The sequence below is a fragment of the Rhizobium sp. NZLR1 genome (assembly GCF_017357385.1).
Taxonomy (GTDB): domain Bacteria; phylum Pseudomonadota; class Alphaproteobacteria; order Rhizobiales; family Rhizobiaceae; genus Rhizobium.
Map to the genome: position 1 here is coordinate 3,718,776 of NZ_CP071632.1, position 14,028 is coordinate 3,732,803.

Annotated in this window: 14 protein-coding genes, 1 tRNA gene and 3 pseudogenes; 7 read left to right on the top strand and 11 right to left on the bottom strand. The window is 59.4% G+C overall.

What is annotated here, in order from left to right; genetic code table 11:
* Positions 1-3 precede the first annotated feature (3 nt).
* The 3 genes and pseudogenes from J3O30_RS18365 (at position 4) to J3O30_RS18375 (ending at position 1,397) form a co-directional block, all read left to right on the top strand.
* On the top strand, positions 4-309 hold the full coding sequence (locus J3O30_RS18365) for a hypothetical protein (protein WP_207581650.1): 306 nt from the start codon (positions 4-6) through the stop codon (positions 307-309).
* Positions 310-312: 3 nt separating this feature from the next.
* A pseudogene (locus J3O30_RS18370) lies at positions 313-426 on the top strand (CopG family transcriptional regulator); the annotation flags it as partial.
* Between the two features lie 149 nt (positions 427-575).
* Positions 576-1,397 carry a hypothetical protein gene (locus J3O30_RS18375; protein ID WP_207581651.1) on the top strand — a complete coding sequence of 274 codons (822 nt, stop codon included), beginning with the start codon at positions 576-578 and terminating at the stop codon, positions 1,395-1,397.
* Positions 1,398-1,803: 406 nt separating this feature from the next.
* Here J3O30_RS18375 and J3O30_RS18380 read toward each other — a convergent pair whose 3' ends face one another.
* Together J3O30_RS18380 and J3O30_RS33230 are read right to left on the bottom strand one after the other, a co-directional pair.
* Positions 1,804-2,496 carry a phosphoribosyltransferase gene (locus J3O30_RS18380; RefSeq protein WP_207581652.1) on the bottom strand — a complete coding sequence of 231 codons (693 nt, stop codon included), beginning with the start codon at positions 2,494-2,496 and terminating at the stop codon, positions 1,804-1,806.
* A gap of 291 nt (positions 2,497-2,787) precedes the next feature.
* A pseudogene (locus tag J3O30_RS33230) lies at positions 2,788-2,886 on the bottom strand (DUF1515 domain-containing protein); the annotation flags it as partial.
* A gap of 107 nt (positions 2,887-2,993) precedes the next feature.
* Between J3O30_RS33230 and J3O30_RS18385 the strand changes: the two are divergent.
* Entirely contained in the window at positions 2,994-3,320 is a 327-nt protein-coding gene (locus J3O30_RS18385; RefSeq protein ID WP_207581653.1) for a hypothetical protein, read from the top strand.
* A gap of 82 nt (positions 3,321-3,402) precedes the next feature.
* Here the strand turns inward: J3O30_RS18385 and J3O30_RS33755 are convergent, their stop codons facing one another.
* Positions 3,403-3,771, bottom strand: a complete 369-nt coding sequence (locus tag J3O30_RS33755) for a DUF1515 domain-containing protein (protein WP_311043812.1) — start codon at positions 3,769-3,771, stop codon at positions 3,403-3,405.
* Between J3O30_RS33755 and J3O30_RS33760 the strand changes: the two are divergent.
* Positions 3,658-3,888, top strand: a pseudogene (locus J3O30_RS33760) (recombinase family protein); the annotation flags it as partial. The gene J3O30_RS33755 and the pseudogene J3O30_RS33760 overlap by 114 nt on opposite strands.
* A gap of 147 nt (positions 3,889-4,035) precedes the next feature.
* Entirely contained in the window at positions 4,036-4,698 is a 663-nt protein-coding gene (locus J3O30_RS33765) for a hypothetical protein (RefSeq protein ID WP_348651597.1), read from the top strand.
* Here the strand turns inward: J3O30_RS33765 and J3O30_RS18395 are convergent.
* The 5 genes from J3O30_RS18395 to J3O30_RS18415 all read right to left on the bottom strand — a co-directional run bounded on the left by J3O30_RS18395 (position 4,655) and on the right by J3O30_RS18415 (position 9,542).
* Positions 4,655-4,731, bottom strand: a tRNA-Met gene (locus J3O30_RS18395). The two genes, J3O30_RS33765 and J3O30_RS18395, sit on opposite strands and share 44 nt — an antisense overlap.
* Before the next feature lie 135 nt (positions 4,732-4,866).
* Complete coding sequence (mnmA, locus tag J3O30_RS18400; protein ID WP_207581654.1) at positions 4,867-6,066, bottom strand: tRNA 2-thiouridine(34) synthase MnmA; 1,200 nt, start codon at positions 6,064-6,066, stop codon at positions 4,867-4,869.
* A gap of 417 nt (positions 6,067-6,483) precedes the next feature.
* Positions 6,484-6,975: an SRPBCC family protein gene (locus tag J3O30_RS18405; RefSeq protein WP_207581655.1), complete on the bottom strand. Its 492-nt coding sequence runs from the start codon at positions 6,973-6,975 to the stop codon at positions 6,484-6,486.
* Positions 6,975-7,325, bottom strand: a complete 351-nt coding sequence (locus J3O30_RS18410) for a metalloregulator ArsR/SmtB family transcription factor (protein ID WP_207584371.1) — start codon at positions 7,323-7,325, stop codon at positions 6,975-6,977. Before J3O30_RS18410 ends, J3O30_RS18405 begins: the two co-directional genes overlap by 1 nt.
* Positions 7,326-7,457: 132 nt before the next feature.
* On the bottom strand, positions 7,458-9,542 hold the full coding sequence (locus tag J3O30_RS18415) for a bifunctional diguanylate cyclase/phosphodiesterase (RefSeq protein WP_207581656.1): 2,085 nt from the start codon (positions 9,540-9,542) through the stop codon (positions 7,458-7,460).
* A 231-nt stretch (positions 9,543-9,773) separates the two neighbouring features.
* On the opposite strand from J3O30_RS18415, the gene J3O30_RS18420 reads away from it, so the two are divergent.
* Positions 9,774-10,037: a hypothetical protein gene (locus J3O30_RS18420; protein WP_207581657.1), complete on the top strand. Its 264-nt coding sequence runs from the start codon at positions 9,774-9,776 to the stop codon at positions 10,035-10,037.
* 79 nt (positions 10,038-10,116) lie between these two features.
* On the opposite strand, the gene serA is transcribed toward J3O30_RS18420, so the two are convergent.
* The 3 genes from serA to J3O30_RS18435 form a co-directional block, all read right to left on the bottom strand.
* Positions 10,117-11,712, bottom strand: a complete 1,596-nt coding sequence (serA, locus tag J3O30_RS18425) for a phosphoglycerate dehydrogenase (protein WP_207581658.1) — start codon at positions 11,710-11,712, stop codon at positions 10,117-10,119.
* Positions 11,713-11,795: 83 nt separating this feature from the next.
* The gene (locus J3O30_RS18430) at positions 11,796-12,974 is read right to left on the bottom strand and encodes a phosphoserine transaminase (protein ID WP_207581659.1); all 1,179 of its coding nucleotides are present in this window, start codon (positions 12,972-12,974) and stop codon (positions 11,796-11,798) included.
* 183 nt (positions 12,975-13,157) lie between these two features.
* On the bottom strand, positions 13,158-13,994 hold the full coding sequence (locus J3O30_RS18435; protein WP_207581660.1) for an outer membrane protein: 837 nt from the start codon (positions 13,992-13,994) through the stop codon (positions 13,158-13,160).
* Between the last annotated feature and the right edge of the window lie 34 nt (positions 13,995-14,028).

The following is a 14,028-nucleotide window of genomic DNA, read 5'->3' on the forward strand; positions in this document are numbered from 1 at the left end:
CCCGTGGAAAAGCTTTCTAAGACATTTGGCCTTTTGCTGAAGGCGCTTGGCGCAATCCTTGTTGGCTTAATAGCCCTCAGCGTGATCGTGATAGTTTTATCTGGGTGGTCTGCTTCCAATACCGAGCGCGCATCTTACGAATGTGTGTTGCGCCGCATGGATCATCACATCGCCGATGAATCTACAGGCGCCTATCACGACACTTGTATGGCATCGATGGGATATAAGAGACTCACGGGCTGCGCCTCGTTGAATTTAGTCGCATCACCAGCTTTTTGCTTCGCGCCAGCCTGGCAGGCTTGGCGGTGACCCGGCAAGACGCGCAACGTTATGATCAGGTACATCGTCTGGGAGTGGATGGAGAAGAACACCTATCTACCGGTGCATGATCTCGATGAAGATGGTGAGGTGGATGGGAGTGCCTGAGAGCGTTATGCCTCGACAAACTCCATGCACTATAGGGAAGTCCAGCAACTGCTCGGCGAGCTTGGGCAGGCAAAAAGAATATCTTGAGTGGGATGGGCGTCTCTGAATCTTTGAAGACGCAGCAACGATCTATGACCTGGTGAGCATCAATGACAAATGACGACAGCGAGGGAATGGACGATCACGATGACGAGGATTTCTACGGACATATTCCGTACAGGAATCCAGACGAGATCGGTATGCACGAGATCACGCAAGCCTTGAAAGGGCTGCACCTGCTCGGCGGTGACATGTTTCTCACTATGCAGATCACAAACCTAGCGATCGTCGACCAATTCATAATGACTCAAGAGACCGAATTGCTTCAGACGTATAGGGCCAGAGATCGGACGCCAATGGATTTGGCCATGTTCGTTTCTGCTCAATCGCAAATGTGGATTTTTGCCGCGTATGAGTTGATGAGGACATGGCGGTCGCGAGCAAAAGACACAGTTAAACTTGCTCGCAATGGAGGCCTTGAGATGAAGGCCAAGGCGCTGGAAGTGGGCCAGGGTTTTATGCACATGGGTCGCGAGGCGCGCGCGAGGGAGTTGAGAGAAATTATTGCAAACCCAAGCCTGATTCAAGTGATTGAGGACGATCTCAAACGAGCGCATATCCCTTTTAAACGGATGGAGTTCATCCGCGTTTCCCTTGCAAAACACGAGGTCAGCGGAAAGCCTAAGGCAATCGCTTACGCGCCTGGATATGGTCGCATCAACATGTACTGTGGAGCACTCGATTTTCAGATGACCACAGGTCGCGTCATCTTGGGTGATATCAGCCGACGGGATATCGCAGATGAAATCCGCGCGATACCACAAGGGCCTATCCCCAGCGCCGAACAGTTGGCGGCGTTCGATGAATTCATGGCACTTAGTGATGACGCAGTCTTTCCTGCACCTGCGACGGACAGCGAGAGCGACTTTTGACGCTGCCAACGCAGGCTCGGACGTTCCTCCACATGACCCAGCTGACACCGAGGACTACAAGCTCAAAGAGCTGCTTCAAAAATCTGCGTCTTCGCATATATGCGACCAGGAAAAATTCTGCGCGGTCCACTCCCTGTAACACCCCATAACTAGCCCCGCTTAACCGGGGCTCCTTTTCAACGTTGGGAACTTTTCCGATGATCTGAGGTTCGGCCACGAGGATCGCACAGGCGCCCCATACTGGGGGTGTCCGCTTCCCTTCCTTCCTGTGCGGTCCGTCCTTTCCAGAACCTGCCCCGTTCGGCGGGGCTCTTTCTCTAGAAATAACAAAAAGCCGCCTTCCGATTAAGGAGAGCGGCTGGTGTGGGTCGGTAGGGAAGAAAATGCTTAGCCGAACTTCTTGGGCTTATCGCGCAGCTTGTTTCTTGCCTCGCGATGCATTGCCCGTGTTACGGCCTCGCATGATTTTCTCTCCGAGGTGGACATAACTCGCACAACTGAGGACTCCGGCTGCTTCGGGACACGTGAACCCCCGGTAATGAAAGCCGAGATGCTCGCCGCAAAACTTTGCAAGGTCGCCGCCATACATTTTCTCCAGCTTTGTTTGTGTGTCAGCGTCAAGTCGGATCTGAACATCATTTCCCTCCCTCGAGGCAATCGCGCTCATTCCAATAACACGGCCACCTTTACCGAGGATGAACGACCGGAGGTCGGCCATTGTTCCCCCCTGAGTGATCACGTCATCCACTATGACATATGGGGTCTTCTTGTCAATTTCCCCATAAAAGGTGCTGCGGTGCGCTATTCTGACCCAGCGATCTAGTTTGTCTTTTGAGAAGTCTTTCATTTGGAAGATAGATTCATCCACCTCCCAGTCAAGTTCGTGAGCCAACCAGTTTGCGTAGCCCACCGCTAGGGCATTGTTGGATTCGCCAATTTGAGCCGCCGGCGCGATAAGCTTTGGCTTAATGCCGGTTTTCATCTCCAGTGCCCGGAGTTTTTTGATGGTGTCTTCAACCACCAGGTCATCTACAACCTTCAACGCAGCGTCCATATCCCGCTGGCCTTTGGCGGCGCTGTAGAGACCATGGCTGCTCAAGCAGACCTTTTTGGGGTCTGGCGCTTTCCACCTACAGTTTACAAACACATCAGGGAAGTCACCCTCCCAGGGTACTCTATCCATGGAACCGAATCGCCGCGACCAAACTGAATCCGTATACCACCCGCCGATTGAAACACTCAAGCACTGGTTTAGTAAGGGGTTTGCATGCGCGTGAAGTCAAAACTAGATATGGCGTCAGGCAACAAAAAAACGGCGCGGGGGAGCCGGCAGGCCCCTGCCACGCAGTAATAGTGTCGTCCAGCTTCGCCTGGTGCGTCTGCTCACCGATCAATTGATCTTCAGCCAGTGCCTCAAGGCCGCAACAGCCCCGTCGCTGGCGTGGGCAACCATCCCTCCGATCGTCAGGCCGGCGAAGGCGATAGGGCCCTGAAATGCCGATGACGATGCCTGGTGTGGCCGGTCACCCTTATGGGTAGATATTCGCCGTGTTCTAAAGCGATTACAATCTTCGCTTTCGAAGAAGGGAGTGAACGATGAAAGCGATCACGGTTTCTGGCCTCATTATGCTAGCCTTCGCGTCTGGTGCATATGCCGCATCCATGACGGCGGAGCAGTTGAATAGCGAGTTGGTGGGCCACCCCATTCACTGGAAGTCAAAGACGCAATCGGGCGTCACAACTTACAAACCAGACGGAACGATTGAAGCGACTGTCGACGGGGACAAGGCCACCTACAATGGCACATGGAGCATCAAAGGCAACAAGATGTGCGAGAAGTTCGATAAGGAAAAATGTGCAACGATCAAGTCGCTTGGAGGTAAGAAATACTCCAAGGGGGCCGGAACGTTTACGGTGGAATAGCGCCTGTTTTGGTTTTCCTCACCAGGCGGCACGAAAGCCGCCTGGGCTTGACCGCGGGCATTCTGAGCATCCTCGCATCTGCCTAATTGATCTTGAGCCAGTGTCGGAACCAAGCCACGGCACCATCACTCACATAGGCCATGATGCCGCCGACCGTGAGGCCGGCGAACGCGATCAGCCCTGAAATCCCGACCCCGAGAACTTTCATGCGCTTCCATTCCTCGATCGCCGGCTGGACCGACCGATCGCTGGTCGGAAAGGCGAACTGGAGATCGTCGAGGAGGAGGCTGCCGTCGTGCGCCGGATCTTCGACATGTATGTCGCCGGGGTGGCGCCGCGATCGATAGCGGCAGCGCTGAACAATGGCGGTGTTCCCGCGCCTCGCGGCAAGCAATGGAACGCTTCGACCATCAACGGCAACGGGCAGCGCGGCAACGGCATACTGAAAAATCCGCTCTATGCCGGCAAGATCGTCTGGAACCGCGTCCACATGGTCAAAGATCCTTCCACGGGGAAGCGGGTTTCGCGCATCAACGACGATGACAAGGTCGAGACGATCGACGCACCCCATCTTCGCATTGTCGATGAAGGGCTATTTCAGGCAGCTGCGAATCTGAAGGCTGAGCGCGGCGGCGCGCACGCCAGACACGTTCCGAAAAACAAGCGCCTCCTATCTGGGCTTCTGAAATGCAGCGAGTGTGGTGGCAGCCTTGTAATCTACGGCGCCGATCGGAACGGCCCGCGCGTGATCTGCAGCACTCACAAAGAATCCGGCAGCTGCTCGAACAATGCTCGCTACTATGTCGAGAAGATTGAGCGTGACGTAATCGACCGCCTGCGCGAAATGTTCGCCGACACGTCAATCATAGACGCCTATGTCGAAGAATATAAAGCCGAGAGCAAGCGGATCGCCGCTGAGCGTCGCAACAGCCGCGGGGATAGGGAACGCGCGCTGGCACAAGTGCTGGAGCGGATCGCGCGCATCATCGATCAGGTATCGAGGGGAACGATCGATGACGACGATGTTGCGGCCGTGCTGCCACCGCTGAAAGCGGAGCGAGAGAAGCTGAAGGCAGACCTTGCCGCCCAGGCGCCGGTGTCAAACGTCATCGAGATCAAGCCGAGAGCAGTTACGAAATTCAGAGAGGATGTGGAAAGCCTGGCTGAGATCCTGAAAGATCGTGGCGCTGAGCCGACAGTCGAGATGGCGAAGGCATTCCGTGAGGTAGTTTCGGGCGTGATCGTTTACCCGCGGGCTCCCGGTGACCCTTATCAGTATGAAATCAAGGGATGGCTGTCTGGGATCGCCGGACCGGATCTGTCGGCTGTTGTAGTGGTAGCGGAGGAGGGATTTGAACCCCCGACACAAGGATTATGATTCCTCTGCTCTGACCTACTGAGCTACTCCGCCACTGGCCAAACGACACCTGCTCGCGAAGCGCAGCGGGCTCGTGGGATGAGCGGCTTATAAGGTGCGCTTCGGCTTTGTGTCAAGCGCATGATCGAGAAAAACGGTGGGTTTACCACCTGTTGTTCCCTATCGATTTCAGGCGGCGACGGGGCTGGTCAAGAGGGCCTTCAGCGAAGCTTCCGCCGAAGGTTCGCGTTCGGAGCGCTCGATGAAACCCCCGCCGAAAACGCGGGCGTTGTCGCCGGGTGCGGAATAAAGCGCGCAGGCCTGGCCGGGGGCGATACCCGCCTCACCGACTGTGAGGTCGACATAAGTGCCGTTCGCATTGATATGCAGCACGGCGGGTGCCGGCGCCCGTGTCGAGCGAACCTTGGCGTAACAGGCGAAGCCTTTACCGGAGGCGGCTTGCGCAAGCGTCTCGTCGCCCAGCCAATTGACGTCGCGCAGGTAGACGCGGTGCGTTTCCAGCGCCTCTTTCGGCCCGACGATGACGCGGCGCGAACGGGCGTCGAGAAAGACCACGTAGAGCGGCTCGCCGGTGGCGATGCCGATGCCGCGGCGTTGGCCGATCGTGAAGTGCAGGATGCCCTCATGGCTTCCGAGCACGCGGCCGTCGAGATGGACGATCTCGCCGGCGAGCGCCGCGTTCGGCTTCAGCTTGGTGATGATGTCGGAATATTTGCCCCGCGGCACGAAGCAGATGTCCTGGCTGTCGGCCTTCTTGGCGACGACGAGGCCCATATCTTCGGCGAGCCTGCGGGTCTCGGCCTTCGGCAGGCCGCCCAAGGGAAAGCGGAGGTAGTCGATCTGTTCCTGGGTCGTGGCGAACAGGAAATAGCTCTGGTCACGATCGGCGTCGGCCGGGCGGAAAAGCGCGCGGCGGCCGGGATTTTCGGGCGAAGGGTTCAGGCCCGAGCGGATATAGTGGCCGGTCGCTAGCGCATCGGCGCCAAGCTCCTTGGCGGTTGCTAGAAGATCGGCAAACTTGACGGTCTGGTTGCAGGAAACGCAAGGAATCGGCGTTTCGCCCGCCACATAGCTTTCGGCGAAGGGATTGATCACCGTCTCGCGAAAGCGCTTTTCGTAATCGAGCACGTAATGCGGAATGCCGAGCGTTTCGCAGACGCGACGCGCATCGTCGATATCCTGGCCGGCGCAGCAGGAACCGGCGCGGTGAACGGCGGCGCCATGATCATAAAGCTGCAGCGTAATGCCGAGCACGTCGTAACCCTGGCGTTTGAGAAGGCCGGCGACGACCGATGAATCGACGCCGCCCGACATGGCGACGACGACACGGGTATCTTCCGGCTGCTTGTCAAAATCCAGTGTGTTCAACGGTGGTGCCAAATTCTGCTTGGGTCACGATCCGCCCTTGCGCTGCAATTGCGGCGGATTTGCCGATATTCGGCGGGATCGGCCGCCGTCTCTCGATGAAGGACCGATATAGAAAGGATTGTCCGTGGACGCAAGGGGCAGCCTTCGGGTACCGATATTTCGCATTCCCGCCTGAAGAGAAGGCGCAGCCGAAGCCGCGCCTTGGAGCGGGGGTGCGGCTCAGGTGCCGATCAGCTTGTTGCAGGCGAATGCGATGCTCGGATTGGCGATGATGGCGGTTACGAACGCCAGTCCGATCGTCGAGAATGAAAAGTGTTTCATACACATCCTCCTATCCAGCCCACGACAATTATGCGGCTTCGCCCGCCTTTCTCAAAATGACGAATGCTTGATGGCATCCGGCCGCATGCCTGCTTCTCAGGCGGCCACATCAAGTTCCCTTGCTAGGGCCTCCATCAGCTCGCGGCAGCCGATTTCGCGGTTGGCGCCCGCCGAGGCATCGTCGAAATAGACGCCTTGCTCCGTATAGGTCATGACTGTGCCCCTGCCGGAGGGACTGAATTCGATGGTCGCCAGCGAGACCGAGATCGGCACTCCGCCCACTGCCATCCGGTAGGAGATGACGATGCGCTCGTCCGGCACGATATTCTGGTATTGCGTGTCGTTGGTGATCTCCGGTCCATCACCGAAGCGGAAGCGCGAAAACTCGGCGCCGCCGACACTGAAATCCGAGGTGAATTCCAGCACCTCCCACCCTTCGCCTTCGGCGAACCAGCGCCGCTTGCTGTCAAGATCAGCAAATGCGAAGAAGACGCGCTCAGGTGGCACGGGATAGGCACGCTCCACGGCGAAGGTGGCGTGGGAAACGGCTGGTTCGGCGGCCGTCGATTGCGTGGACTGCTCGGTCATCACTCTTTTCCCTCTCGTTGGTTATTTACGGCCGGCTGTGAAAGCATGTCGCCCAGGCGATCGAACCGCCGCTCCATCAGGCTTCTGCGCTCGGCCACCCAGCCGGCGATCCGATCGAGGCCGGATGGCTCGATGCGGCAGGTGCGAACCCGTCCGATCTTCTCGCTGCGGATGAGGCCGCTTTCCTCCAGCACCTGTAAATGCTGGACGATCGCCGCAAGCGACATGTCGAAGGGTTGCGCCAGCTCGCTGACACTGGCCGGGCCACGGCTCAGCCGCTCGACGATCTGCCGCCGCGTCGGCTCGACGAGGGCTTTCAGAATATCGTCAATGGTCGAATAGTTAAGCATGGGCTTGAGTATTGCGTCGTGACGTTCAATTGTCAAGTCATCACTTAACTATTCACGCAGACGCTGAACCACGCCCTATCGAGCGCGGCGAGATTTGCAAATGTCGCGGCGTCATCGAAGCCTGCTTGGAAATCATGAACGTGACGAAGCGGCCCTCAGCGCGCGGCCGTGGATCAGCACCTCGGCGTCGTGCTGCGGCATCGGCCGGCCCAACAGATAACCCTGCACCTCACTGAAACCTTCGGCGCGCAGTTTCTGCAACTGCTCTTCCGTCTCGATCCCTTCGGCCAGCGTCGTCGCGTTGAAGCCGGAACCGATACCGACGACGGCGCGGACGATGGCGAGATTACCGGCATCCGTCTCAATGCCCGAAACGAAGCTGCGGTCGAGCTTGATCTTGTCGAACGGAAACGACCTGAGATAGCTCAGCGACGAATAACCGGTGCCGAAATCGTCGATGGCGATGCGTACGCCAAGCTCTTTCAGTGCGCGCAGCAGCGGCAGGCTTTGATCGGCATCAGCCAGGAACACGGACTCGGTGATTTCGATTTCAAGCCGGTCGGCATTGAGGCCCGTTTCGTTGAGCGCCGCGACCACTGTCGAAAGCAGGCTTGCATGTCGAAACTGGCTGACGGAGAGATTGACGGCGATCCTCAAATGGGTCGGCCAGCCGGCTGCCGCGTGGCAGGCTTCCCGGATCACCCAGTCGCCGATCGGCACGATGAGGCCGGTCTCCTCGGCGATCGGAATGAATTCCATCGGCGCAACCAACCCACGCTTGGGGTGGCGCCAGCGGATCAGTGCCTCGAAGCCGGCGATGTCGTCATTGTCGAGCTGTACGATCGGCTGGTAGTACAGCTCGAACTGGCGCTTCTCCAGCGCCTCCCACAGCTCGGCGGTCATCATATGCCGGCGCTCGGCGGCAAGCCGCATCTCCGTCTCGTAGAAACGATAGGTCGAACGCCCGTTCTCCTTGGCGGCATAGAGCGCCAGATCCGCGTGTCGCATCAGCACGTCTGCATCGCGGGCATGAGCGGGCGCCAGGGCGATACCGACGCTACAGGTGACATGCTCCCGGACGCCATCGAGATCGAAGGCGCCGGCAAGCGTCTGCAACAGCCCTTGCGCGAAACGCCCGGCCCGCTCCGGTTCGCCGAGCTCCAGCACGATGGCGAATTCATCGCCGCCGAGACGGGCGACAAGATCGCCCTCCTCAGCCAGCCGCAGCAGCCGCTCCGACACTTGGCAAAGCAGCGCGTCGCCGGCGGCATGTCCCTTGCTGTCGTTGATAAGCTTGAAATGATCGACGTCGATATAGAGCAGCGCGATCGGGCTGTCGGCGGTCGCTTCGACCGCGCGCTGGCTGATATGATTGGAAAAGGCTGCCCGGTTCGGCAGGCCGGTCAGGGAATCATGCATGGCAAGATGGGCAAGCTTTGCCTCGACGGCGCGCTCCTCCGTCACGTCCTGCGAGATGCCGAGCAGGTAGCGCGGTGCACGGCCCTCCGGCGTCGGCAAGGCGCGTTTGACGGTGCGCAGGATGCGTGGCACGCCATCGGCGCGCAGCATAGTCTCCTCGAAGCTGATCGTCGTATCGGCGTCGAAGGCCCGGCGATCCTGCTCGCGAAAGGCATCTGTCTGACCGGCGGGAAACAGCGCCCGGTCGGTTCGGCCGACCACCTCCTGCGCCCTCATGCCGACAATTTCACCGCAGGCCTCGTTGAAAAGAAGGTAAAGCCCGTCCGCTTCCATGTCCTTGACAAAAACGCCGACCGGCAAGTTGTCGACGATGCTGTCGAGAAGCGAGCGCGTATCGCTGATCTGACGTCTGGCTGCGTTGACCTCGGTGCGGTCCTGCACGATCGCCAGGATCGCGGCTCGGCCCTCGAAACGCACTTCGCGGCCATAGGTCAGCACGTCAAAGGTCTCGCCGCTCGCCTTGAGGTGAGCCCAACGCTCTGCCTTTTCCATGTCGGTACGGCCATTGACGGCGTCGATCATCCGCTCCCGCTCATGCTGGGGGCGGATATCGAGCACCGTCATGTGCCGGTACTCGTCTGCGCCGTAGCCGTAGAGTGCTGCCGCCGCCTCGTTGACGCTGAGAAAATGCAGCGATATCGGATCGTAGACCCACATCGGCGACGGATGCGTTGCAAACAATGACCGGAAGTCGTCGTTCAGTACTTCGATCTGCTCGGTCTTCTGCAAGGGGGCCATGGAATTCGCACGCGGTTGATGCCGATGCCAAGCGCATACCAGGAAAAGTTAAATAAAATCAGAATCATACTAGACTTAAACTTTGGGCTTCCGCCTGCAGCATGTGCAAAGCCGAGGGTTTACCATCGCGGTTTCCGCCTTCGATAAACTTACTTGAATGAACCGGAACAATTCCGCCGATCGTGCGTTGCAGATGATCTAAGTTGCAATTGCGTTGCTGAGGAGGATTTCATGGGCAGGTTGGGCGCAACGACGGATTACAGCAGGATCAGACATTGGATCGAAGAACGCGGCGGCCATCCCGCCCGTATCAAGAACGCACCGGACAGCGAAACCGTCCGCGTCGATTTTTCCTCGGAATCGCAGGAAGAAATTTCCTGGGACGAATTCTTCCAGGGTTTTGACGGCAGCCGGCTCGCTTTCCTTCATCGCACCAAGGCTGAAGACGATGCCGCCCGTCTCGGCAGGATCGTCCGCCGTCGCCGGTACCACTAAGCCTCATCCGTTCCTGATAAGGAAAACCCGGCGCGATTTATGCGCCGGGTTTTCCGTGTCTTGCCTTGGGAGGGCGAACTCAGTCGATGTTGAAGGTGAGCAGCTTTGCCTGGCGGATCGCCCGGTTGGCCGTCAACTGCGCAAGCACGGCGTCTTCAACCTTGCCATCGACATAGAGCAGCGCGATGGCGTCACCGCCCTGCTTGTCACGCCCGAGCTGGAAGTTTGCGATGTTGACGCCGGCACCGCCAAGCGTCGTGCCGATGAAGCCGATCATGCCGGGGACGTCGGTATTGGTGATATAGATCATGTGCGAGCCGACATCGGCATCGAGGTTGATGCCCTTGATCTGGATGAACCGCGGCTTGCCATCCGAAAACACGGTGCCGGCGACCGAACGCGTCATGCTTTCGGTCGTCACCGTCAGCTTGATATAGCCATCGAAGACACCGGTCTTGTCGCGCTTGACCTCGGAAAGCACGACGCCTTTTTCCTTGACCATGATTGGCGCCGAAACCATGTTGACGTCGGCGACCTGTGGGCGGATGAGACCGGCAAGCACCGCACTCGTCAGCGCCCGTGTGTTCATGTTGGCGGTGATGCCGTCGTAGAGGATCTCGATTTCCTTGATCGGCTCTTCGGTGACTTGCCCGACGAAGGCGCCGAGAACGTCGGCAAGGCGGATGAAGGGCTTCAGGATCGGCGCTTCCTCAGCGGTGATCGACGGCATGTTGATGGCGTTGGAGACCGCACCCTTGACGAGGTAATCCGCCATCTGTTCGGCCACCTGCAGGGCGACGTTTTCCTGAGCCTCGGTCGTCGAGGCGCCGAGATGTGGCGTGCAGACGACGTTCGGCAGGCCGAAGAGCGGGCTTTCCTTGGCGGGCTCGACCTCGAACACGTCGAAGGCGGCACCGGCGACATGGCCGGACTTGATGGCTTCGGCAAGCGCTGCTTCATCGACCAGGCCGCCACGGGCGCAGTTGATGATACGCACCCCCGGCTTAGTCTTTGCCAGCGCTTCCTTGTTGAGGATGCCGCGCGTCTTGTCGGTCATCGGCACATGCAGCGTGATGAAGTCGGCGCGGGCGAAAAGCTCCTCCAGCTCGACCTTGGTGACGCCCATCTCCTCGGCGCGCTCCTTGGAGAGGAACGGGTCATAGGCGACGACATGCATCTTCAGGCCGATGGCACGGGCGCAGACGATCGAGCCGATATTGCCGGCACCGATGACGCCGAGCGTCTTGCCGGTGATCTCGACGCCCATGAACTTCGACTTTTCCCATTTGCCGGCCTGCGTCGAGGTATCGGCTGCCGGAAGCTGGCGAGCGACGGCAAACATCAGCGCAATCGCGTGTTCGGCTGTCGTAATCGAGTTGCCGAAGGGCGTGTTCATGACGATGATGCCGCGGCGCGAGGCAGCCGGGATATCGACATTGTCGACGCCGATGCCAGCGCGGCCGACGACCTTGAGGTTCGTCGCCCCCTGGATGATCTTTTCCGTCACCTTGGTGGCGGAGCGGATGGCCAGACCATCATACTTGCCGATGACTTCGAGCAGACGGTCCTTATCCTTGCCGAGCTGCGGTTCGAAATCGACTTCGACGCCGCGGTCGCGGAAGATCTGGACGGCGGTTTCCGACAATTCGTCGGATACGAGAACGCGAGGTGCCATTGTGGCCTCCTTCAAAAGTGTTCAGCGATGGATGAAATTAGAATGCTGGGCTCCGCCCTGGGGCGGAGCCGGATGCGATCACGTCAGGCGGCAGCCTGGCCGAGCTGCGCCTTCTGCGTTTCGAAGGCCCAGGAAAGCCAGGGCATCAGCTTCTGCATGTCGGATGCCTCGATCGTAGCGCCGGCCCAGATACGCAGGCCGGACGGCGCGTCGCGGTAATGGCCGACGTCATAGGCGACGCCTTCCTTTTCGAGCAGGCCGACCAGCCCCTTGGCGAAATTCGCCTGACCGTCGTCGTCGAGCGCTGCGATATCCTTGTCGACGATCTTCAGGCAGACCGAGGTGTTGGAGGCCGTTTCCGCCTTGACGGCGAGATTGGCAATCCAGTCGTTTGCCGCGACGAAGTCATGAATGACCTTGGCATTGGCATCGGCGCGCGCAATCAGTGCCTTGAGGCCGCCAAGGCCCTTGGCCCAGACAAGCGCGTCGATATAGTCCTCGACGCAGAGCATCGACGGCGTGTTGATCGTTTCGCCCCGGAAGATGCCTTCGGTCAGCTTGCCGCCAGAGGTCATGCGGAAGATCTTCGGCAGCGGCCATGCCGGCGTATAGGCGACCAGACGCTCGACGGCGCGCGGCGAAAGGATGATGACGCCGTGGGCGCCCTCGCCGCCCAGAACCTTCTGCCAGGAGAAGGTGACGACATCGAGCTTGGCGAAATCGAGTTCCTGCGCGAAAGCGGCCGAAGTGGCGTCGCAGATCGTCAGGCCCTTGCGGTCGGCAGAGATGAAATCGGCGTTAGGCACGCGCACGCCCGAAGTAGTGCCGTTCCAGGTGAAGACCACATCGCGATCGAAATCGACGGCGGAGAGATCGGGAAGCTCGCCGTAACCAGCCTCGAGCTTGCGCACGTCCTTGAGCTTCAGCTGCTTGACGACATCGGTGACCCAGCCGGCGCCGAAGCTTTCCCAGGTGAGCATGTCGACGCCGCGTTCGCCGAGCAGCGACCAGAGCGCCATTTCGACGGCACCCGTATCGGACGCCGGAACGATGCCGATGCGGTAATCCGCCGGCACGTCGAGAATTTCACGGGTAAGGTCGATGGCCTGCTTGAGCTTGGCCTTGCCGACCTTCGCGCGATGCGAACGGCCAAGAGCCGCGTCGGAAAGGGCGTCGAGCGACCAACCGGGGCGCTTCGAGCAAGGGCCAGACGAAAAATGAGTATTGTGCGGACGGATGTCCGGCTTTGCGGTCTTCGCCATGATGCTATCCTCTCAGATAGAAAGCCCTTCGTTGGGGAAGGGTGTCCCGCCGCCGTGTCTATGGGTAGCAGGCGTCATAGTCAAGATAGAAGTGTCGCAGAGAGAGGATATTTTGACGCAGACACGCTTGACGCAGCAAAAAGCCGCCCGGATGGGCGGCTCTCTGATCTAGGCGAATTGCGCTTACTTGTAGACCGCCGGCTGCAGCGGGATTTCCGGCGGAGGTTCATAGCTCGCCTGGGCGCAGCCGCCGAACAGATAGCGGGCGCCGACGCGGGCTTCGTGGACGCTGAGACCCTTGTCGCGGCCGGGGCCGCCGTTTTCGGCATAACCGAACATGTTGCCGCCGTCGATATGCAGGTAGCGGTAGCCGACATCGGCCTTGACGTTGCAGGTGACGTCGATCGAGGCGCCGGCCATGAGAGCGTAGGTGAAGCGCCAGTTGCCCTTGCCGCCATGGGTGACCTGGTCGTCGCAGAAGCTGCCGTCATCGGCGCAGGCGACGTTACGCAGGTTCTTCCACTTCACATAGGAACCGCCGATACCGGCACCGACATAAGGCGTGACGTAACCATAGGTGCCAAGATCGACGTAAGCGTTGGCGAGCAGCGTGTAGGCAGTCAGCGAAGAGCGGTCGCTGGAAGTGCAATCCACCAAGGGGAAGCCGCACTGCCCGACCGTCGAGCCCTTGAAATCAGCCTGCGTCAGATAGTCGAACGTCAGATCGGTGCGCAGATAGCTGTTGATCTGATAACCGACACCGCCGCCGACCGTCCATGCATCGTCCAGGTCGGCACGGTCGAAATCGACCTCGCTGGCATTGCTGCCCTGGAAATAGCGTGCGCCGCGCAGATCGGTGAAGGCATAACCGACATCGCCGCGCAGATACCAGCCGGTCGCTTCGCTGACCGTCACTTCGGGCGGCTGTTCCGGGATAGGCTCGGCAGGGGCGAGGTCGGCGGAATAGGCGTTTGTCGCGATCAATAATGCGGCGAAGATGCCGGACAAGCTTCTTTTCATGGATCCCACTCCAAAATTCGTTGAGTCGGCAGGC